This window comes from Variovorax sp. J22R115 (assembly GCF_030317005.1).
In the GTDB taxonomy this organism is placed as follows: domain Bacteria; phylum Pseudomonadota; class Gammaproteobacteria; order Burkholderiales; family Burkholderiaceae_C; genus Variovorax.
Genome location: NZ_JASZYM010000014.1, coordinates 76,471 through 94,605 on the forward strand (window position 1 = coordinate 76,471; position 18,135 = coordinate 94,605).

At 65.3% G+C, this 18,135-nt stretch carries 23 protein-coding genes; 9 read left to right on the forward strand and 14 right to left on the reverse strand.

From position 1 onward, the window contains the following. The first annotated feature begins 7 nt into the window (after nucleotides 1-7). Together QTI04_RS24005 and rsgA are read left to right on the forward strand one after the other, a co-directional pair. Nucleotides 8-346, forward strand: a complete 339-nt coding sequence (locus tag QTI04_RS24005; protein ID WP_286599562.1) for a 4a-hydroxytetrahydrobiopterin dehydratase — start codon at nucleotides 8-10, stop codon at nucleotides 344-346. A gap of 17 nt (nucleotides 347-363) precedes the next feature. After that, nucleotides 364-1,305 carry a ribosome small subunit-dependent GTPase A gene (gene rsgA / locus QTI04_RS24010; RefSeq protein WP_286617810.1) on the forward strand — a complete coding sequence of 314 codons (942 nt, stop codon included), beginning with the start codon at nucleotides 364-366 and terminating at the stop codon, nucleotides 1,303-1,305. An 8-nt stretch (nucleotides 1,306-1,313) separates the two neighbouring features. On the opposite strand, the gene hisC is transcribed toward rsgA, so the two are convergent. The 7 genes from hisC to rpsP form a co-directional block, all read right to left on the reverse strand. Beyond that, nucleotides 1,314-2,402: a histidinol-phosphate transaminase gene (hisC, locus tag QTI04_RS24015; protein ID WP_286617811.1), complete on the reverse strand. Its 1,089-nt coding sequence runs from the start codon at nucleotides 2,400-2,402 to the stop codon at nucleotides 1,314-1,316. 22 nt (nucleotides 2,403-2,424) lie between these two features. Then, on the reverse strand, nucleotides 2,425-3,426 hold the full coding sequence (locus QTI04_RS24020; protein WP_286617812.1) for a CobD/CbiB family protein: 1,002 nt from the start codon (nucleotides 3,424-3,426) through the stop codon (nucleotides 2,425-2,427). A 100-nt stretch (nucleotides 3,427-3,526) separates the two neighbouring features. Then, nucleotides 3,527-4,243, reverse strand: coding sequence for a CoA pyrophosphatase (locus QTI04_RS24025; RefSeq protein ID WP_286617813.1), 717 nt, complete (start codon nucleotides 4,241-4,243; stop codon nucleotides 3,527-3,529). A 169-nt stretch (nucleotides 4,244-4,412) separates the two neighbouring features. Continuing rightward, nucleotides 4,413-4,796 (reverse strand): 50S ribosomal protein L19, encoded by a 384-nt coding sequence (gene rplS, locus QTI04_RS24030; RefSeq protein WP_286599556.1) that lies wholly within the window; start codon nucleotides 4,794-4,796, stop codon nucleotides 4,413-4,415. Between the two features lie 101 nt (nucleotides 4,797-4,897). Further along, nucleotides 4,898-5,644 carry a tRNA (guanosine(37)-N1)-methyltransferase TrmD gene (gene trmD / locus QTI04_RS24035; protein WP_286599555.1) on the reverse strand — a complete coding sequence of 249 codons (747 nt, stop codon included), beginning with the start codon at nucleotides 5,642-5,644 and terminating at the stop codon, nucleotides 4,898-4,900. A 23-nt stretch (nucleotides 5,645-5,667) separates the two neighbouring features. Further along, nucleotides 5,668-6,222, reverse strand: coding sequence for a ribosome maturation factor RimM (gene rimM, locus QTI04_RS24040; RefSeq protein ID WP_286617814.1), 555 nt, complete (start codon nucleotides 6,220-6,222; stop codon nucleotides 5,668-5,670). A 15-nt stretch (nucleotides 6,223-6,237) separates the two neighbouring features. Continuing rightward, nucleotides 6,238-6,501, reverse strand: coding sequence for a 30S ribosomal protein S16 (gene rpsP / locus QTI04_RS24045; protein ID WP_028248676.1), 264 nt, complete (start codon nucleotides 6,499-6,501; stop codon nucleotides 6,238-6,240). Nucleotides 6,502-6,666: 165 nt separating this feature from the next. Between rpsP and QTI04_RS24050 the strand changes: the two genes are divergently transcribed. Both QTI04_RS24050 and QTI04_RS24055 read left to right on the forward strand, forming a co-directional pair. Then, nucleotides 6,667-7,188, forward strand: coding sequence for a GNAT family N-acetyltransferase (locus QTI04_RS24050; RefSeq protein WP_286617815.1), 522 nt, complete (start codon nucleotides 6,667-6,669; stop codon nucleotides 7,186-7,188). Further along, nucleotides 7,185-7,637, forward strand: a complete 453-nt coding sequence (locus QTI04_RS24055; protein ID WP_286599552.1) for a hypothetical protein — start codon at nucleotides 7,185-7,187, stop codon at nucleotides 7,635-7,637. Before QTI04_RS24050 ends, QTI04_RS24055 begins: the two co-directional genes overlap by 4 nt. Nucleotides 7,638-7,644: 7 nt before the next feature. On the opposite strand, the gene QTI04_RS24060 is transcribed toward QTI04_RS24055, so the two are convergent. The 5 genes from QTI04_RS24060 to hda all read right to left on the reverse strand — a co-directional run bounded on the left by QTI04_RS24060 (nucleotide 7,645) and on the right by hda (nucleotide 12,166). Continuing rightward, nucleotides 7,645-8,655 (reverse strand): inorganic phosphate transporter, encoded by a 1,011-nt coding sequence (locus QTI04_RS24060; RefSeq protein ID WP_286599551.1) that lies wholly within the window; start codon nucleotides 8,653-8,655, stop codon nucleotides 7,645-7,647. 13 nt (nucleotides 8,656-8,668) lie between these two features. Next, a complete protein-coding gene (locus tag QTI04_RS24065) occupies nucleotides 8,669-9,313 on the reverse strand; it encodes a DUF47 domain-containing protein (RefSeq protein WP_028248672.1) in 645 nt (214 codons plus the stop codon). 94 nt (nucleotides 9,314-9,407) lie between these two features. Beyond that, nucleotides 9,408-9,866 (reverse strand): 2-amino-4-hydroxy-6-hydroxymethyldihydropteridine diphosphokinase, encoded by a 459-nt coding sequence (folK, locus tag QTI04_RS24070; protein ID WP_286617816.1) that lies wholly within the window; start codon nucleotides 9,864-9,866, stop codon nucleotides 9,408-9,410. Continuing rightward, on the reverse strand, nucleotides 9,863-11,449 hold the full coding sequence (pcnB, locus tag QTI04_RS24075) for a polynucleotide adenylyltransferase PcnB (protein WP_286617817.1): 1,587 nt from the start codon (nucleotides 11,447-11,449) through the stop codon (nucleotides 9,863-9,865). Before pcnB ends, folK begins: the two co-directional genes overlap by 4 nt. A gap of 30 nt (nucleotides 11,450-11,479) precedes the next feature. Continuing rightward, nucleotides 11,480-12,166 (reverse strand): DnaA regulatory inactivator Hda, encoded by a 687-nt coding sequence (hda, locus tag QTI04_RS24080; RefSeq protein ID WP_286599548.1) that lies wholly within the window; start codon nucleotides 12,164-12,166, stop codon nucleotides 11,480-11,482. Nucleotides 12,167-12,363: 197 nt separating this feature from the next. On the opposite strand from hda, the gene purM reads away from it, so the two are divergent. From purM to QTI04_RS24105, 5 genes are all read left to right on the forward strand, one after another. Continuing rightward, entirely contained in the window at nucleotides 12,364-13,404 is a 1,041-nt protein-coding gene (purM, locus tag QTI04_RS24085) for a phosphoribosylformylglycinamidine cyclo-ligase (RefSeq protein WP_286599547.1), read from the forward strand. A gap of 14 nt (nucleotides 13,405-13,418) precedes the next feature. Further along, a complete protein-coding gene (locus QTI04_RS24090) occupies nucleotides 13,419-14,477 on the forward strand; it encodes an AI-2E family transporter (protein WP_286599546.1) in 1,059 nt (352 codons plus the stop codon). A gap of 113 nt (nucleotides 14,478-14,590) precedes the next feature. Further along, the gene (locus tag QTI04_RS24095; RefSeq protein ID WP_286617818.1) at nucleotides 14,591-15,169 is read left to right on the forward strand and encodes an isochorismatase family protein; all 579 of its coding nucleotides are present in this window, start codon (nucleotides 14,591-14,593) and stop codon (nucleotides 15,167-15,169) included. Beyond that, nucleotides 15,166-15,777, forward strand: a complete 612-nt coding sequence (locus tag QTI04_RS24100) for a DJ-1/PfpI family protein (RefSeq protein ID WP_286617819.1) — start codon at nucleotides 15,166-15,168, stop codon at nucleotides 15,775-15,777. Before QTI04_RS24095 ends, QTI04_RS24100 begins: the two co-directional genes overlap by 4 nt. After that, entirely contained in the window at nucleotides 15,759-16,769 is a 1,011-nt protein-coding gene (locus QTI04_RS24105; RefSeq protein ID WP_286617820.1) for a GlxA family transcriptional regulator, read from the forward strand. Before QTI04_RS24100 ends, QTI04_RS24105 begins: the two co-directional genes overlap by 19 nt. Before the next feature lie 89 nt (nucleotides 16,770-16,858). Here the strand turns inward: QTI04_RS24105 and QTI04_RS24110 are convergent, their stop codons facing one another. Together QTI04_RS24110 and QTI04_RS24115 are read right to left on the reverse strand one after the other, a co-directional pair. Beyond that, entirely contained in the window at nucleotides 16,859-17,278 is a 420-nt protein-coding gene (locus QTI04_RS24110; protein WP_286599541.1) for a VOC family protein, read from the reverse strand. Next, on the reverse strand, nucleotides 17,278-18,129 hold the full coding sequence (locus QTI04_RS24115) for a SirB1 family protein (protein WP_286599539.1): 852 nt from the start codon (nucleotides 18,127-18,129) through the stop codon (nucleotides 17,278-17,280). The genes QTI04_RS24110 and QTI04_RS24115 overlap by 1 nt, the downstream gene beginning before the upstream one ends. Nucleotides 18,130-18,135: the final 6 nt, after the last annotated feature.

Here is an 18,135-nt window from a genome sequence, read left to right on the forward strand (position 1 = left end):
GCCGATGATGAGCAGCATGTTCAAGACCAAGGATTGGAAGACGCACGCACGCCGCGCCATGAGCGCCACGGAAATCGTGGCGAGCCTTGCACGATTGGAAGGATGGAAGCTCACGGGCGACGGCGCCGGCGTCGCGATCGAGAAGACCTTCACCTTCGCGAACTATTTCGAGACCATCGCCTTCGTGAATGCCCTCGCGTGGGTGGCGCACCGGCAGGACCACCATCCCGACCTCTCGGTCCACTATGACCGCTGTGTCGTGCGCTTCAACACGCACGACGTGGGCGGCATCTCGTCGACCGACTTCGACTGCGCTGCGCAGGCCGATGCGCTGATTGCGGACTGACCCGATGGAACGCGCCCTTGGCTAAGCAGCGCGGCGGCACGGCCAGCGGCGTGGTGCTGCGCGACGGACTGGTCGTCGCAAGCCACGGCCGCCACTGCCTCGTCGAAACGCCGGAGGGCGAACGCCTGATCTGCCACCCACGCGGCAAGAAGAGCCACGCCGTCGTCGGCGACCGTATCCAGTGGCAGGCGAGCGAAGATGAGGGCACGATCGAAAAGGTGCTGCAGCGGAAGAACCTGTTCTATCGCCAGGACGAGATCCGCACCAAGTCGTTCGCGGCCAACCTTGATCAGGTGCTGATCCTGATCGCGGCAGAGCCGGAGTTCTCCGAGACACAGTTGACGCGCGCGTTGATCGCGGCGGCGGCGGAACGCATCACACCCATCATCGCGCTCAACAAAAGCGACCTCACCGCGCCTTTCCAAAGGGCCTGGAGCCGGCTGGCGCCCTACCGCCGCATGGGCTACCAGGTCTTACCGCTGGCGCTGACTGCCTCCGACCCATCGGATCGCGCGACCATGTCGACGATGCTGGCCAGCAAGACGACCCTCGTGCTTGGTCCCTCCGGCGCTGGCAAGAGCACGCTGATCAACCTGCTGGTGCCTGGCGCAACCGCACTGACGGGCGAGATCTCACAGGCGCTCAACTCGGGCAAGCACACCACCACCAGCACGACGTGGTACTGGGTGGACGCCGCACGAAGCACCGCGCTGATCGACTCGCCGGGTTTCCAGGAATTCGGCCTGCATCACATCGAAGCGATGCAACTGGCGCACCTGATGCCGGACATCGCGGAGCAAGCCACAGACTGCAAGTTCTATAACTGCACGCACCTTCACGAACCGGGATGTGGCGTGATTGCGCAGGCGGATTCGCCCGACCATCCGGGCGCGATCAGCGCTTCGCGCTACAGGATCTACGGCGAGTTGTTCGCCGAACTCAGCCAATCGAGATACTGAGTCGCTCCCTACAGGGGGCAGACGATGATCTCCGCAAGCGCTTCGACCAGCGCCGAACACTGGGCGCGCGTGCCGACCGTGATGCGCAGGTATTGAGCAATGCGCGTCTGCCTGAAATGACGCACGAGAACGGCCCGCGCCCGCAGCGACGCCGCGAGTTCGGCTGCATCGTATGCGGGGTGACGCACGAACAGGAAATTGGCCTGCGAAGGCAGCACCTCGAAGCCTAGATCCTCCAGTTGCAGCACCAGGCCATCGCGAGTGTCGACAACGTCATCGCGGGTCTTGGCGAACCACGCCTCGTCTTCGAGCGCGGCGATGGCTCCTGCGGAGGCGAGCCGGTCGATCGGGTAGGAATTGAAGCTGTTCTTGACACGCTGAAGGGCGTCGATCAAGTGCGCCTGCCCACACGCAAATCCAACGCGCAGGCCCGCCAGGGAGCGCGACTTGGACAAGGTCTGCACGACCAGCAGATTCGGGTATCGAGCAATGAGCGGCAACGCACTTTCACCGCCGAAATCGACGTAGGCCTCATCGACCAGAACCACACGATCCTCGCATGCCTTGAGCAGGGCTTCGATGCGGAAGAGCGGCAGCCCGATGCCGGTCGGCGCATTCGGGTTCGCGATGACGATGCCTGCGCAGCCTGCAGCCGCGCGCACGGCCAGGGCGCGGTCGTCGATGCGCAGAGCATCGTCGACCGGCTGCAGCTCGCACGCAATGTCGTAGAGCTGCGCGTAGACGCGATAGAAGCTGTACGTGACATCGGGGATCAGCAGCGGTTCGGCTTGTTGGAAGAAGGCGAAGAAGGCATGGGCCAGGACCTCGTCGGAGCCGTTGCCCACGAACACCTGCTTGATGTCCAACGCGTGGCGCGTGGCGATCGCTTCGCGCAACTGCGTGGATTCGGGATCCGGGTAGAGCTGCAATCCGTTCTCGGCCGCGCGGCAGATGGCATCGATCGCCCGCGGCGATGGTGGATACGGGTTTTCGTTGGTATTGAGCTTGACCAGGTTCGCGATACGGGGCTGCTCACCCGGCACATAGGGCTCGAGCGCCGCGATGCGCGGACTCCACAAGCTTGCAACGTTGGACAACGTCTAAACCCTGACAGGCCGCTCAGCCCAGCAATCGCGCCAGAGTGAGGAGAGCGAGCAACACCATCCACATCACGACCGACCGCCAGACCAGGCCCACAACGCTGCGCAGGTGCGCAGGTTCGGGCTCGCGTCCCGGCGTGCTGCCGCTATCGGAAGCGCGTCCATCCACGAACGATTCACCGGCCTGTGCGCGCGGCAACGGATCGGTGATCGGCATCACGCTCAGCGCGCCGCCTCCGAGCCTGACGTTCACCGCACCGGAAGTCGCCGCGAGGATCACGCCGTCGTTCTCGTTGGGAAAGCGCCGCGCATCATTGCGCCAGCAATCGATCGCCTCTTCGAAGCTGCCGACCACGGCGAAGCCCAATGCGGTGATGCGCGCGGGCAGCCAGTCGATCACGCCCCACGCACGGTCCGCCGCTTGCTGCACCCAGATGCTGGACGGCTGCGTCGACGCGCCGTTCTTGTGCGCCCAGTAGCGCGATACGAATTCGCTCATGCGGTAGAACACCGCGCCCGCAGGCCCGAGGCCGATGGCCGCAAGAATCGAAAACCATGCGAGCACGCCGAAGACGTGCCGATGCGCCGCGATCACCGAGTGCTCGATCACATGCCGCACGATCTCGCTGCGTGGCAGGTTGGCCGCGTCGACATGCTGCCAATGCGCGAGCAGCGAACGCGCGAGCGTTTCGTCGCCCTCGTCGAGCGCGTCTCGAATACCGGTGAAATGATGACTGAACTGGCGAAAGCCCAGCGTGACGTAGAGGATGGCGATGCTCCACAGCACCGCGAAAGGCAGTCCGAGCGTGAGGATCAGGAGCCAATGCACGGCCAGCGCCAGCAGGGTCGGCACGAACACCGCCAGCGACCAGGCCACCCAGCCATGGTTCGGCTTGCCGGCGTCGAAGTTGCGGCTGGTCCAACGCGTCCAGGCGAGCACGCCGCCGTACACCGGGTTGTGATACGCAAGCGGACGCACCTGCTCGATCAGCAACGCGCACAGGATGGCAAAGAAGCTCATCAAAGGATTCTAGAACCGCCGGATTGACTCATTTCGCGCTGCGTCTTGGGCAAAACCCGCGGCCGCCTAGTTGAACCCGCGGACCAAGGAGAGGGACCGGTCAAGCGCTCAGAAAGCGGTAGAGGTTGCGCAGCATGCCCGCCGTCGCTCCCCAGACGTAGCGTTCGTGGGGACCGTCCTGGTAGGGCATGGACAGCCATTCGCGCGACATCTGGTCGTCGTCGACCAATGAGTGGCGACGATGGTTCGCCGGGTTCATCAGGAAACCGAAAGGCACTTCGAAGGCTTCCGCGACCTCGTGGGGGTTGATCGAGAGTTCGAAATCCGGCCGCACGAGCGCCACGACCGGCGTCACGATGAACGAGGTGACGGTCGTGTACGTCGGCAGGCTGCCGAGCACTTCGATGTACTGCGCCGACAGGCCGACCTCTTCCCAGGCCTCCCGCAGTGCGGCGGCGGCGATATTGGCGTCTTCGGGGTCCACGCGTCCGCCGGGAAAGGCCACCTGGCCTGAATGCGTCGACAGGTTCGTGGTGCGCTCGGTCAGCAGGACGGTAGGCTCGTCCCGCATCACGATGGGGATGAGCACGGCAGCTTGCGCGGGCGGCCGGTCGAACATTCGCGGCTCGCGCCGCATCTCGGGTGTCCACGCGGGGGGCGTGGCGAACCGCGAACGCAGGGCGCGGGCGCTGAGGCGATCGTGGGGGACTGCCGGCAGATCAATGTCGATTCCGCTCACCGGCACTTCACGCGGATCGAAGGACTGCAACACCGGGGGGATGACGGCATTGATGGTTTCGATGGGAGAAGCGCGCATGGACGATGAGAGGATAGTCAAGAAAATACTTACTGAGTTAAACGATGCAAGGACCGCGCACGGATGACACGCAGCCCTAAAACTAAATCACGATCGCCTCACTGCGTGGAGGCACCAATGCAAAAAGCCGCCTCGAACGGCGGCTTTTTGCGCGACAAGCGGATGCTGCTTATTGAGCGGCCGACGCTGCCGACGACTTGCCCGGCAGCTTTTCCTTGATGCGAGCCGAACGGCCGCTGCGCTCGCGGAGGTAGTACAGCTTGGCGCGGCGCACATCGCCACGGCGCTTGACTTCGATGCTGGCGATCAGCGGGCTGTAGGTCTGGAACGTGCGTTCCACGCCTTCACCACTGGAGATCTTGCGCACCGTGAAGCCGCTGTTGAGGCCGCGATTGCGCTTGGCGATCACGACGCCTTCGTAAGCCTGCACGCGCTTGCGGTTGCCTTCGACGACTTTCACGCTGACGATCACCGTGTCACCGGGCATGAAATCGGGGATGGTCTTGCCGAGGCGGGCGATTTCTTCCTGCTCGAGGGTCTGGATGAGGTTCATGGTTTCCTGATGTTCGATCGTGTCCACGCTACACAAAAGGCGCCTTGCTCAACAATGGTCGAATGCCGGCGCGGCTGGGCAGAGGATCGGGGAACCGAAGATTATAGCTTTTTTTGAAGCGTCTTCTCGTCCGCCGCACTCAGCCGGCCTGCACTTCGGGCCGCGTCGATGAGGTCGGGGCGCCTGTCACGGGTGATGAGCAGTCGCTGGTCGCGGCGCCAGCGTTCGATCTGGACGTGGTGGCCCGACATCAAGGCAGGGGGGACGCCCTCGGCGCGCCATTGCTCGGGACGCGTGTAGTGGGGACAGTCGAGCAGGCCGTCGAGCGCCGGATTGAAGCTGTCCTGCACATGGCTGGCTTCATCGCCCAGTACACCGGGCTGCAGCCGGGCGACAGCATCCAGCAAGGCCATCGCGGCAATTTCGCCACCTGAAAGCACAAAGTCTCCGAGGCTGATCTGGTGCGTGACTCTCGCATCGATGAAGCGCTGGTCGATGCCTTCGTAGCGGCCACAAACCAGGACTGCCCCCTCGCCGGCCGACCAGCTTTCGACCGTCTGATGCCGCAGGGTTTCGCCGATCGGGGAGAACAGCACGACCGGCGCGGAAGCGCCGCGCGCGGCCAGTGCCGCGTCGAGGCACGCGGACAACGGCTCGGCCATCATGACCATGCCAGGACCACCGCCGAAGGGTCGATCGTCGACTCGCCGGTAGTTGCCCTCGGCGAAATCACGCGGATTCCACAGGACAACCTCGACCTGCTTCGATTCGTACGCGCGACGCGTCACGCCGCTCGCGAAGAACGGCGCAAACAGCTCGGGGAACAGTGTGAGAACGTCGAAGCGCATGGAGGCGCCGAGCGGGCCCGGGTCTAGTAGTCGGGCTGCCAGTCGACCGTGATCAGCCGACCTGCCAGATCGACCTTGTCGACGAAGGCCGAGACGAAAGGAACCATGCGCTCGACCGGCTTGCTGCTTTCTTCGGCGTCAAGCACCAGCGTCGTCTGCGGGCCGGAGGCAAGCAATTCGCGTACGGTGCCGAGCGCAACGCCTTCGCGGTTCACGACCGCGAGGCCAATCAGGTCGACCCAGTAGTACTCGTCATCACCGGCCGTCGGAAAGCTCGACCGAGGCACGAAGACCCGCGCACCGCGAAGTGCCTCGGCCGCATTGCGGTCCGGCACGTCCTCAGACGAGGCGACGATGCAGTCGGAATGTTCCTTGGCCTCGCGGATGGCGAGCTTGAACGCGCGGCCCGTTGCTGCACCCGGAGGCTGCAAGAACCAGCGCTTGGAAGAAAAAAGCGCCTCAGGCTGGGCGCTGTGGGGCAAGACCTTGAACCAGCCCTTGATGCCCCAGGCGTCGGCGATGCGCGCCACTTCGATCGCATCCGCCGGCAATTCGGCGGTTTCGAGGGTGGGCAGCATCGCCGGGCCGGCGGCTTAGGCAGCCGCCTTGGGGGCGGCGGCCGCGGCCTGCTTGATCAGGCGGGTCACCGTCGGGGAAGCTTGCGCGCCAACGCTCTTCCAGTAGGTCAGGCGATCCTGCGCAATGCGGATGCTTTCTTCATTTTCCTTGGCGGTCGGGTTGTAGAAACCCAGGCGCTCGATGAAACGGCCATCGCGGCGAACGCGCTTGTCCGACACGACGATGTTGAAAAACGGACGGCCTTTGGAACCGCCGCGGGAGAGTCGAATGACGACCATGATTTATCCTTCGGGTGGTGCAGCAAACCCGAATAGGTTCGCCCACAGTGTTCTTCCAGCGTCGAGACACGCGACATGGCCACCCGGCCAGCGACACGCTGAAAAGCCCACGATTATAGCCCGCACTCCATTTTTCTCATCCTTGGCCTCGCCAAGCGCTCCCGAATGACCCTCATCCGACCCAGCCGCGACGAAGACGTCGTAGCCATCACCGCCATCTACGCCCACCATGTGCTGCACGGCACGGGCACCTTCGAAACCGAACCGCCGACCGCCGGCGACATGGCCACCCGCCGGGCCGACGTCCTCTCAAAGAAGCTCCCCTACCTCGTCGCAGAGCGTGAGGGCGAACTTCTCGGCTTCGCCTACTGCAACTGGTTCAAGCCGCGTCCCGCCTATCGCTTCTCGGCGGAAGACTCGATCTACCTCGCCGAGAACGCGCGCGGACAGGGCCTCGGTGCCAAGCTGCTGGCCGCACTTGCCCAGGCCGCCGAGACCGTCGGCGTGCGCAAGCTGATCGCGGTGATCGGCGATTCCGCCAACGCGGGTTCCATCGGCGTGCACCGCGCCCAAGGCTTCAGCCACGTGGGCGTACTCAAGGACTGCGGATGGAAGTTCGGCGAGTGGCGCGACGTCGTGCTGATGGCAAAGGTACTGGGCGAAGGCAGTTCGACCAAGCCCGAATGAAGAACAAGACCGTGGCCGCATGGCTGGCCTTCCTGGGCGGCCCGTTGGGTCTGCACTGCTTCTATCTTCGCGGCCTTTCCAACACCCTCGGCTGGTTGCTCCCGATCCCGACCGCCCTTGGCCTGTACGGCATCGAGCGCGTGCGGCTCCACGGCCTTGACGATGGATTGAGTTGGGCGCTAATCCCGCTGCTCGGCTTCACCATCTCCGGCTGCGCGCTCACCGCCATCGTCTACGGATTGATGTCACCGGAAAAGTGGAACGCCCGCTACAACGCGGGACTTGCCGACGCCGAGGCCACCACGGCCGGCAACACGACCTGGCTGACCATCGGTGCGGTCGTCCTGGCGCTGTTCTTCGGCAGCACCATCCTCATGGCCAGCCTGGCATTCAGCTTCCAGCGCTACTTCGAACACGAAATCGAAGCAGGTCGGAAGATTTCCCAGTAAAGCCGAGCTAGAAAACCTGAATGCCGATCCAGTAGGCGATCGCGGCAACGAAGGCCGACGCGGGGATCGTGAAGATCCAGGCCCACACGATGTTGCCGGCGACGCCCCAGCGCACCGCACTCGCGCGCTGTGCCGAGCCCACCCCGACGATGGCGCCCGTGATCGTGTGCGTCGTCGACACCGGGATGCCGAGCGCCGTCGCGAGGAACAGCGTCAACGCCCCACCGGTTTCTGCGCAGAAGCCGCCGACGGGCTTGAGCTTCGTGATCTTCTGCCCCATCGTCTTGACGATGCGCCAGCCCCCGAACATGGTGCCGAGCGCGATGGCGGTATAGCAGCTCACGATCGTCCACATCGGCGGCGCATCCGCATCGGCGGCAGCGTAGCCGGTGGCGATCAGCAACATCCAGATGATGCCGATGGTCTTCTGCGCGTCATTGCCGCCGTGACCCAAGCTATAGGCGCCGGCCGAGACCAGTTGCAGCCTCCGGAACCATCGATCCACTCGCGACGGTGTGGAACGCCTGAACGTCCAGGCGACCACGACCATCATCAGCGAACCCAGCAGGAAGCCGAGCAACGGCGACACGAAGATGAATGCCACCGTCTTCCAGATGCCCGAGGCAATCAGCGAGCCTGAGCCCGCCTTGGCGATCACTGCACCCACGATGCCGCCGATCAGCGCGTGCGACGAACTGCTCGGAATACCGTAGTACCAGGTCACGAGGTTCCAACTGATGGCACCCACCAGCGCGCCGAAGACGACGTGCACGTCCACGATGCCGGGCTGCACGATCCCCTTGCCGATCGTCGCCGCCACGCTCAGGTGGAACACGAAGATCGCGATCAGGTTGAAGAATGCCGCAAAGACGACCGCCTGGCCGGGCTTGAGAACACCGGTCGACACGACGGTGGCGATCGAATTCGCCGCGTCGTGAAATCCATTCATGAAGTCGAAGGCGATGGCCAACGCGACCAGCACCACCACCACCCAAAGGGCGACCTGAACCGTTTCCATTCGCAGCCCGCGGTCAGGAGTTCTCGAGGACGATGCCCTCGATCACATTGGCGACGTCTTCGCACTTGTCGGTGATCGTTTCGAGCAGCTCGTAGATGGCCTTGAGCTTGATGACCTCGCGCACGTCCGGCTCTTCGCGGAACAGCTTACTCATCGCGCTGCGCATCACGCGGTCGGCGTCGGATTCGAGCCGGTCGATCTCTTCGCAGGTCTTGAGCGTGGCCTCGGCCGTCGCCGGATCGGTGATCTTGCCGAGGAACTTGACCGCGTCCTTCACCCGTTCGCAGCACTTCACGCTGAGCATGGTGAGGCGCGTGATTTCCTCGGTCATGTGGCGCACGTCGTAGAGCGCCATGGTTTCCGCCGAATCCTGGATCAGGTCGGCCACGTCGTCCATCGTGTTGATCAGCTTGTGGATCTGCTCGCGGTCGATCGGCGTGATGAAGGTCTTGTGGATCAGGCGGTTGACGTCATGCGTCACGCGATCGGCCGCGCGCTCGGCGTTGTCGACATCGCGGTTGTACTGCTCGCGCAGGTGCAGATCGTTGTAGTTGGCCACCAGATGCTCGAAGGCGCGCGCGGCTTCGACAATACGGTCGGCGTGCTGATTGAACATCTCGAAAAAATTCCCCTCGCGGGGCAGCAGCTTGCCGAACATGGCGCTCTCCTGGGTTCGCGGTGGTCACAGCGCAGATGTGTGACACCTTCGTGAAAAACCGCGCAAGTGTAATGGGCGGGCCTGAACGAGGCTCTCAGAGCCGCTCGATCCGTTGGTCGGCCACGCGAGCGATCTTCGCACTCGAGACCTGGTCCGGCGCGATTTCAGCGAGCGGCATGAGCACGAATGCGCGTTCGTTCATGCGCGGATGCGGGAGCGTGAGAGTGTCGGTTTCCAGCACGGCATCGCCATGGCCCAGCAGATCGAGATCGAGGGTACGCGGCGCATTCCGATAGGGGCGCTCGCGACCCGCGACGGCCTCCAGGCGATGGAGTTCAGCCAGAAGCGCGTGCGGATCGAGTTCTGTCTGCAGTTCCACGACGGCGTTGATGAAATCCGGACCCGTCGCATCGACGGGCGCAGTCCTGTAAAGCGATGAGCGCGCAGTCACGCGCGTCTTCGGCAAGCTTGCCAGGTCGGCGATGGCACGCTCCACGGTCTCGCGCGCATCGCCGAGGTTGGCGCCGATCGCGACGAAGGCCTGCGTCGTCATTCAGCGGCGACGCTGCCGGCCTCGCCCCCGCCGGTGCGCGGCTTGCGCCGGCGGCGGCGCTTGCGCGGTGCCGCGGCGACTTCTCCGTCCGGCGGCAGGGCGGCCTCGGCCTCGGCCTCGGGCTTGGGAGCGGCCGCCCGATGCCCGGGCGATGAATCCGCCGATGCGCGCGCCGGCACGCGTTGGCGTGTCTTCTTGTGCTGTTCGTCGCGCACCTGGTCCATCAGGTCCTGCCGGCGAACGTCGTCAGCCGTGCTGAATTCCTGCCACCACTCGGCGATCGCTTCGCCGATTTCACCGACGTCGGCGCGCAGCCGCATGAAGTCGAAGGCCGCGCGGAAGCGAGCCTGATCGACCAGGCTGTAGGGCGTGGCGCCGCTGCGCTTGTCGAATCGCGGCTGCATCATCCAGATCTCGCGCATGTCGGCCGCCAGCTTGCCGCGGCCAGAGACGTCGCCGATGCGAGCGTTGAACACGTCATCGATCGCATCCTGCAGCGCCGGAAACGGGGCCTGGGGGCGCTGGCCGTGCCGCGCTTCCATACGCTGCGCCCAGCCGTCGCGAACGTCGGCCCACAGCACGCAGGCCAGCAGGAAGCTGGGTGCCACGGGCTTGCCTTCGCCGACGCGACGGTCGGTGTCCACCAGGGCGGCGTTGACGAAGGGCTGCTCGGCGCGCTCCACCACGACATCGAGCAACGGATAGATGCCGGTCGAGAGGCCCAGCTTGCGCAGCTGCGCCACAGTGGCGACGGCGTGGCCGGTCTGCAGCAGCTTGAGCATCTCGTCGAACAGACGGCTTTGCGGCACGTCGGCCAGGAGCCGGCTCGATTCGATCAGCGGCGCAGCCGTCTTGGGTTCGAGCTTGAACCCGAGTGCCGCCAGCTTGGCCGAGAAGCGGATCGCGCGGATGATACGCACCGGATCCTCGCGATAGCGCGTGATCGGATCGCCGATCATGCGCAGTGTGAGCTTCTTCGCGTCCTTGATGCCGTTGTGATAGTCGACCACGATCTGGCTCGCCGGGTCGTAGTACATCGCGTTGACGGTGAAGTCGCGCCGCGCCGCGTCTTCTTCCTGCGGACCCCAGACGTTGTCGCGCAGCACGCGGCCGCTCGCATCGACGGCGTGCTTCATGCCGGCGAGTTCGCCCTTGCTGGTGCGTTCGTTGCCGGCCACCTGCTCGGCGCCCGCGCTGTCCATGTAAGCGCGGAAGGTCGAGACCTCGATCACTTCATGGTCGCGCCCACGCCCGTACACCACATGGACGATGCGAAAGCGCCGACCGATGATGAAGGCACGGCGGAACAGGCTCTTCACCTGTTCGGGCGTGGCGTTGGTCGCGACGTCGAAATCCTTCGGCCGCAGGCCCAGCAGCAGGTCGCGCACCGCGCCGCCGACCACATAGGCCTCGAAACCGGCCCCCTGCAAGGTCGTGACCACGTTCTTCGCGCGCTCATCGACCAGTGCCGGATCGATGCCGTGCACCGACGCGGCGACCTCCTGGCGTTTGCCGAAGCGGGCCTTGCCGAGCGAAGCATCACCGGATTTGCCGAGGAGTTTGTCGATGAATTTCTTGATCATTGGGAGGAAGGGTTCGGCGCGCAGGGCACCTTATTCATTTTCGAGCATCGACCGGATCAGCGGGATGGTGATCGCGCGCTGCGTCTGCAAGGCGTAGCCGTCGAGCTGCGTGAGCAGTTCCATCAGGCTTCCGAGGTCGCGGCTGAATCGATGCAGCATGTAGTCGAGCACATCGTCCGACAGCATCAGGCCGCGGGTGTCCGCGGCTTGACGCAGGACCGCGCGTCGCTCGGTCTCGCTCAGCACCTGCAAGTGGAACACATGTCCCCAGCCGAGGCGCGTGCGCAGATCCTCGCGCAACTTCAGATCGGCCGGAGGCACGGCACCGGCTGCGACGACGCCGCGCTGAAGGCTCTGGGCGTTGACGAACCAGTTGAAGGCCGCGTGCTGCTGGACCGCGGTGAAGAGATGCACGTCGTCGAGCAGCACGGCACCCCATCGCTCGTCGAACTCAGGCGGATTCGACAACGCCGGGCTCAGCCAGCCGATGCTGGCGCCCTGCTCGCGCAATGCGCCGCCGACGGCTTCGAGCAGATGGGACTTGCCGCAGCCGCCCTCCCCCCAGAGATAGGTCGGCACCGGCGAATGGAGCGTGGGCGCGCGCGCATCGCCCACCCACAGTGTCAGGTGCCGCAGCGCCGGCTCGTTCGGCCCGGCGAAGAAGCCCGCGAGCGTCGGACCGGTCGCGAGGCCAATGTCGAGCGCAAGTTGCTTCATGCCATGACCGCTGCGAGCGGCTGAGGGGGCGCGGATGACGCGAAAGAAGGGTTCATGGGGCAGGACTGACAAGCCTGAGGGAGGGCAGCCGATGAGCGCCCTTAAAATCGTGGCGAATTCTATCGGCCCGACCGCATCGGTTGCCGGCGTCATTGTCCTCCTCCTTCCGCCCTTCCCCTCCTCCAGCCCGGCCCGCCATGAACTCCAACTCCACCACTCCGCTCAGCTACAAGGATGCGGGCGTCGACATCGACGCCGGCGACGCGCTGGTCGACCGGATCAAGCCCCTCGCCAAGAAGACGATGCGCGAGGGCGTGCTGGCCGGCATCGGCGGCTTCGGCGCCCTGTTCGAAGTGCCCAAGCGCTACAAGGAACCAGTCCTGGTGAGCGGCACCGACGGCGTGGGCACCAAGCTCAAGCTCGCATTCGAATGGAACATGCATGACACCGTGGGCATCGACCTGGTGGCCATGAGCGTGAACGACGTGCTGGTGCAGGGCGCCGAACCGCTCTTCTTCCTTGACTACTTCGCCTGCGGCAAGCTCGACGTGGACACGGCCGCGGCCGTGGTCGGCGGCATCGCCCGGGGCTGCGAGCTCAGCGGCTGCGCACTGATCGGCGGCGAGACGGCCGAAATGCCAGGCATGTACCCAGCGGGCGAGTACGACCTGGCGGGCTTCGCCGTGGGCGCGGTCGAGAAATCGTTGATCCTGACCGGGCAGAACGTCAAGCCCGGCGACGTGGTGCTGGGCCTTGCCTCGGCCGGCGTGCACTCCAATGGATTCAGCCTGGTGCGCAAGGTGATCGAGCGCGCAGGCGACGCCCTGCCCCCCACGCTGGACGGCAAGCCCTTCCGCGAAGCCGTGATGGCGCCGACGCGCCTCTACGTGAAGCCGGTGCTCGCCGCGCTCGCCAAGCACCCTATCAAGGCCCTGGCCCACATCACCGGCGGCGGCCTGCTCGAGAACATCCCGCGCGTGCTGCCCGAGGGAACGGCAGCCCACCTGCGCAAAGGCAGCTGGCCGCAGACCGAACTCTTCGCCTGGCTGCAGAAGGTTGCCGGCATCGACGACATCGAGATGAACCGTACCTTCAACAATGGCATCGGCATGGTGGTGGTCATCGACGCGGCCGAAGCCGCCGCCTGCGCAGCCACGCTGCGCGCGGCCGGCGAGACAGTGCACGAGATCGGCGTCATCGCCGAGCGCGGGTCCGGCGCACCAGTCGTCGTCGCCTGAACAGCTTGCGCCGAGTGAGCGAGCTGACCCGCACCCCGTCGCGTTCCCTGGTCACGGCGAGCTATCTGCTCATTGCCGGGACTCTGCTCTTGATCATGTGGCAGGGCTTGCTGCCGGGACTGCTGTGCGTGTGCATCGGATTTCTCGGCACACGCTGGATCGCCCGGGTGCTGCATTCGGGCCTCCGCCGATCGCGAAAGATCAGCGCGAACGATCCGGCGTGGGCCATGACTCCACCGTTCCCGCGCATCACCGCGGCGACATTCGTGATGCTGGCGCCGATCGGGCTCCTCATCCTCGGCTTTTCGGAGGCGCGCGAATTCGTGCTCAACGCTCCGGAGCAGTACCAGGAACTGCTCGACTTCGTCGCGCGGACAGTGCTCGAACTGCGCCTCAAGCTGCCCCCGGACATCGCCGCCTACCTGCCGGAAGGCTCGGCGGAGGTGCAGCGGACCATCGCCGGCTTCTTGCGCGCGCAGGCCGGCTCGCTCGCACTGACAGGCCGGGCGTGGCTGGGCGGGCTGCTGTTCGCCTATGTGGGCCTGATCATCGGCGCGCTGGCCGCCATCGCCACGCAAGTCCCATCGCGCCGTCCGCTGGCCCAGCAGATCAAGGAACGCATCGTGCTGTTCGGCGAGGCCTTCGGCCAGATCGTGGCGGCTCAGTTCTGGATCGCCGCCTTCAACACCTTCCTGACGGCCATCTTCCTGCTGTTTCTGCTGCCCGCGTGGGAGATGGAACTTCCCTATACGCCGGCGCTGATCACCCTGACCTTCGTCGCCGGGTTGGTGCCGATCGTCGGCAACCTCGTGTGCAACGCGGTCATCACGCTGGTGGGGCTGTCGGTGTCGCCGATCGTCGCGCTGGCCTGCCTGGTGTTCCTGATCCTGATCCACAAGGCCGAATACCTGATCAATGCCAAGGTGGTCGGCAGCCGCACGCAGATGGCGGTGTGGGAGCTTCTGGCGGTGATGTTCGTGGCCGAAGCCGTGTTCGGCCCGGCCGGGCTGGTCGCGGCACCGCTGTTCTATGCCTACCTCAAGAAAGAATTGAAGGCAGCTGAGCTGGTTTAGGCGGAGGTCATGTCCTGAATTGATCGATTCCGGTCCGCGCCGGCTCGGACGAATCGACCTCCATGCGTGAAAATTCGGGGTATCAATCCCCCTTTCACCAGGAGTTGCGCGCCATGAAGAGCTGTCTGATAGTGATCGATGTTCAGGAGTCGTTCCGCCACCGCCCCTATTTCGACGAACGAAGCCTGCCCGCGTACCTCGGCGCCCAGAACGCGCTGATTTCGGGCTTCGCCGCCGCGGGCGCGCCCATCGTCCGGATCTTCCACACCGACGGACCGGCCGTGGCGAGCAATTCCTTCGCTGTCGAATCGGGGCATGTGCGGCCGCTCGAAGGACTGGCCGGCTTCGACGCCGCAGCCACCTTCACCAAGCGCCGTCATAGCGCCCTCGTGGGCACCGGACTGGACGTCTGGCTGACCCAAAACCGCGTCGACCGCCTCGTCATCAGCGGCATCCGCACCGAGCAATGCTGCGAAACGACCGCGCGCCACGCCTCCGACCTCGGCTGGCAAGTCGACTATGTTCCCGATGCCACACTGACCTTCGACATGGTCCAGCCCGACGGCAAGCCGCTGACCGCGGCCGACATCAAGGCCCGGACGGCCACGGTACTCGATGGCCGATTCGCGAAGATCTGCGGCGTGGACGAAGCGCTCACGCGCCTCGCCGAAAGGACGAAGGAAGCGGTGTGAACCCCACGCTGCGTGTTGCGATCCTCGCGTTCGACGATGTCGAGGCGCTGGATCTCGCCGGGCCTTACGAGGTCTTCACCACGGCCAGCCGCATGGCCCGGCGAGCCGCACCGGACGCACCCTCGCTCTTCGAGGTGACTTGCCTAGCGCGCAGCCTGGCGCCAGTGCGCATGCGGGCCGGGCTTTCCGTTCTGCCGAAGCATTCGTTTGCCGACGCGCCTCCCGCGGACGTCCTGATCGTGCCCGGCGGCGTGGTCGACGCCGCGATGCAATGCGCGGCCACGCTGGAGTGGATCGCAAGCGCGAGCCGCGATGCCCGCGTCACCGCATCGGTCTGCACTGGCGCCTTCCTCCTGGCGGCCAGCGGCGTGCTGCGCGACCAGCCTGTCACGACGCATTGGGAAGACATCGCGGACTTGCGAACGCGCTTCCCTTCGCTCGATGTGCGCGAAGGCGTACGCTGGATCGACCAGGGCAGCGTCGTCACATCCGCCGGCATCACCGCGGGTATCGACATGAGCCTGCACCTCGTGGCCCGACTGGCGGACGAAGCGCTGGCCCTGCGTACGGCGCGACAGATGGATTTCACATGGACGAGACCCGACTAGCTGGCAGCGCTCCCATCCGAGTCGTCTTTGCGCTGTTGCCCCACAGCCTGATCCTCGATTGGGCCGGCCCAGCGGAAGCGCTGCGCATCGCCAACCAGTTGCTGGTCGCAAGCGGGAGGCCGGCGCGCTTCGAACTCGTCTTCGCAAGCTCCCGGTCGACATCAACGAGTTCCGTCGGCGTCACGCTCGCGGAACTCCAGCCGCTGCCGTCCCAATGGAAGGGTCCGGCGTGGATCGTGCTGGTCGGCCTGCCGGGCGACACGGTGGCCATCGACAACGAGCACGCGCAGACCCTGCTGCACTGGTTGCGCCGTCTGCGCCTCGAAAGCGGACGGCTGGAACTGATCACGGTCTGTGCCGGCACCCTTCTCGCAGCCCATGCGGGCCTGCTGAGCGGACGCCGCGCGACGACGCACCACCACCACCTCGACGAACTGCAACGCGTCGACCCACGCTGCGAGGTGGTCGCCAACCGAGTCTTCGTTCTGGATCCACCGCTCTACAGCAGCGCCGGTGTCACGACGGGCATCGACCTCATGCTTCACCGCATCGCCGAAACCTGCGGCGAATCGCTCGCCGCGCGCGTAGCCCAGACCATGGTCGTCGCCATGCGACGCGGCCCCCACGACCCGGAACTGTCGCCCTTCCTGGCCTACCGCAACCACCTGCATGCCGCCCTGCACCATGTGCAGGACGCCGTGAGCGAACAACCGCAAGCCGACTGGAACGTACCCCGCATGGCCGACGTCGCCCACACATCGCCGCGACACCTGACACGCCTCTTCGTCGAACACGCCGGCGTAGCGCCACTTGCCTACCTGCGTCGCTTGCGCCTCGCGACCGCACAACTCGCACTGCAATCCGGCGCCAACGTCACCCGCGCGGCAGACATCTCGGGCTTCGGCTCCGACACTCAACTGCGCCGAGCCTGGCGCCAGTTCGGCCTCCCCGGCTCCCCGTCAACCCACGAAAGCGCACCGATGAGAGCGTGAAACACCGCGGATCCGGCTCCGCCGGTCCGCAGGTGTTGCCCCCGGCAGGGGGTGGGCGGCCACACGAAGTGGGCAAGCCTGGGGGCGAGTTAGAGATACCCGCAAAAGCGAAGTACGTGCCCATCTGGCTCGCGGATCGCGAACTCGCGCAAGCCCCATGGCTGGGAGGTCGGCGGCTCGATCACCACCACGCCGCGCTTGACGTAGGCCGCGTGCAGTCCATCGACGTCGCGTCCGACATGAATCACGATTTCGCCGCGCCAGGGACTGGCCTCGCGCCGGCCACACTGCCAGAGGCGCAGGTACACGGGATCCCCGTAGCTGCGATCACCCTTCTTCACCCGCGCGTAGCTTGGTGGTTCGCCGGCGATGAAGTCGAGTTCGAAGCCGAGCACATCGCGGAAGTAGCGCGCCGCGCGTGTGACATCGGCCACCGGCAGCACTGGTTGGACGCCATGGAATTCATGCAGCGTCCCGAGGTCCACCGCCGAAGCCTTGGCCGGCTCCATCAGCTTTCCGCCCGGCGGAGCGCCGCCACGCGTTCGGCGATGGCATCGATGTCGAGCGCGTCTTCAGCGTGCGCCAGATAGGTTTCGAGGTCGCGCACCGCAAGTGCGCAGTTGCCCTGCTCCGCATGGGCCAGTCCGCGGTCGCGATGCTCGCCCCACGCCTCGGGCAGCAGGGCGATCAAGCGATCCTGAACGGCAATCGCCCGCTGCCAGTCTTCCTGCGCGTGATGGATTTCCTTCAGGTTGCGCAACATGCGCCCGATGATCTCGCGCGGCGTCGCGGGTTGGAGATAGAGGCCGAGCGGTACGTCGAAATCACCGACCAGGCCGTTGCTGCGCTTGTAGGGCTCCAGGCGTTCGCTGAGTTCTTCGCGCGAGAGCGACTTGCCGGTGAACGGGTCGATCACCACCTGCCCCTTCGGCAGCGTGACCTTGAGCATGAAATGCCCCGGAAAACCCACGCCGCGCGCTTGCAGGCCAAGGCCCTGAGCAAGTTCCATCCACAGCACGGCGAGCGAGATCGGAATGCCCCGCCGCGTGCGCAGCACCGCGTTGAGGTAGCTGTTGTCGGGATCGTAGTAATCGTTGACGTTGCCGCCGAAGCTCAGGTCATGAAAAAAGAACTGATTGAGAATCCGCAAACGCTGCAGGTGCGCCGCGTCTGCCGGCAGGCGCCGCTTGAGCCTGGCAAGCAACTGGTCGACATCACCCAGCACCTGCTGCACGTCGAGTTCGGGATATTCGTCCTGCGCAAGGCTGGCCGCCGCTTCGAGCAACGGAAACTGCTCGTCGCTCTTCACGAGTGAACTGAAGTACTCGAGAGCAGTGGGCGTCGAGAAGCTGAACGTCATGTGGCT

Coding starts and splice junctions, on each gene's coding strand:
- purM (WP_286599547.1), top strand. CDS start 12,364: ATGAACTCCAACTCCACCACTCCGCTCAGCTACAAGGATGCGGGCGTC.
- QTI04_RS24055 (WP_286599552.1), top strand. CDS start 7,185: ATGAAGAACAAGACCGTGGCCGCATGGCTGGCCTTCCTGGGCGGCCCG.
- pcnB (WP_286617817.1), bottom strand. CDS start 11,449: ATGATCAAGAAATTCATCGACAAACTCCTCGGCAAATCCGGTGATGCT.
- QTI04_RS24050 (WP_286617815.1), top strand. CDS start 6,667: ATGACCCTCATCCGACCCAGCCGCGACGAAGACGTCGTAGCCATCACC.
- QTI04_RS24105 (WP_286617820.1), top strand. CDS start 15,759: ATGGACGAGACCCGACTAGCTGGCAGCGCTCCCATCCGAGTCGTCTTT.
- QTI04_RS24020 (WP_286617812.1), bottom strand. CDS start 3,426: ATGAGCTTCTTTGCCATCCTGTGCGCGTTGCTGATCGAGCAGGTGCGT.
- folK (WP_286617816.1), bottom strand. CDS start 9,866: ATGACGACGCAGGCCTTCGTCGCGATCGGCGCCAACCTCGGCGATGCG.
- QTI04_RS24060 (WP_286599551.1), bottom strand. CDS start 8,655: ATGGAAACGGTTCAGGTCGCCCTTTGGGTGGTGGTGGTGCTGGTCGCG.
- trmD (WP_286599555.1), bottom strand. CDS start 5,644: ATGCGCTTCGACGTTCTCACACTGTTCCCCGAGCTGTTTGCGCCGTTC.
- QTI04_RS24115 (WP_286599539.1), bottom strand. CDS start 18,129: ATGACGTTCAGCTTCTCGACGCCCACTGCTCTCGAGTACTTCAGTTCA.
- rimM (WP_286617814.1), bottom strand. CDS start 6,222: ATGCTGCCCACCCTCGAAACCGCCGAATTGCCGGCGGATGCGATCGAA.
- QTI04_RS24025 (WP_286617813.1), bottom strand. CDS start 4,243: ATGCGCGCTTCTCCCATCGAAACCATCAATGCCGTCATCCCCCCGGTG.
- QTI04_RS24110 (WP_286599541.1), bottom strand. CDS start 17,278: ATGGAGCCGGCCAAGGCTTCGGCGGTGGACCTCGGGACGCTGCATGAA.
- QTI04_RS24095 (WP_286617818.1), top strand. CDS start 14,591: ATGAAGAGCTGTCTGATAGTGATCGATGTTCAGGAGTCGTTCCGCCAC.
- rplS (WP_286599556.1), bottom strand. CDS start 4,796: ATGAACCTCATCCAGACCCTCGAGCAGGAAGAAATCGCCCGCCTCGGC.
- QTI04_RS24005 (WP_286599562.1), top strand. CDS start 8: ATGAGCAGCATGTTCAAGACCAAGGATTGGAAGACGCACGCACGCCGC.
- QTI04_RS24065 (WP_028248672.1), bottom strand. CDS start 9,313: ATGTTCGGCAAGCTGCTGCCCCGCGAGGGGAATTTTTTCGAGATGTTC.
- rpsP (WP_028248676.1), bottom strand. CDS start 6,501: ATGGTCGTCATTCGACTCTCCCGCGGCGGTTCCAAAGGCCGTCCGTTT.
- hda (WP_286599548.1), bottom strand. CDS start 12,166: ATGAAGCAACTTGCGCTCGACATTGGCCTCGCGACCGGTCCGACGCTC.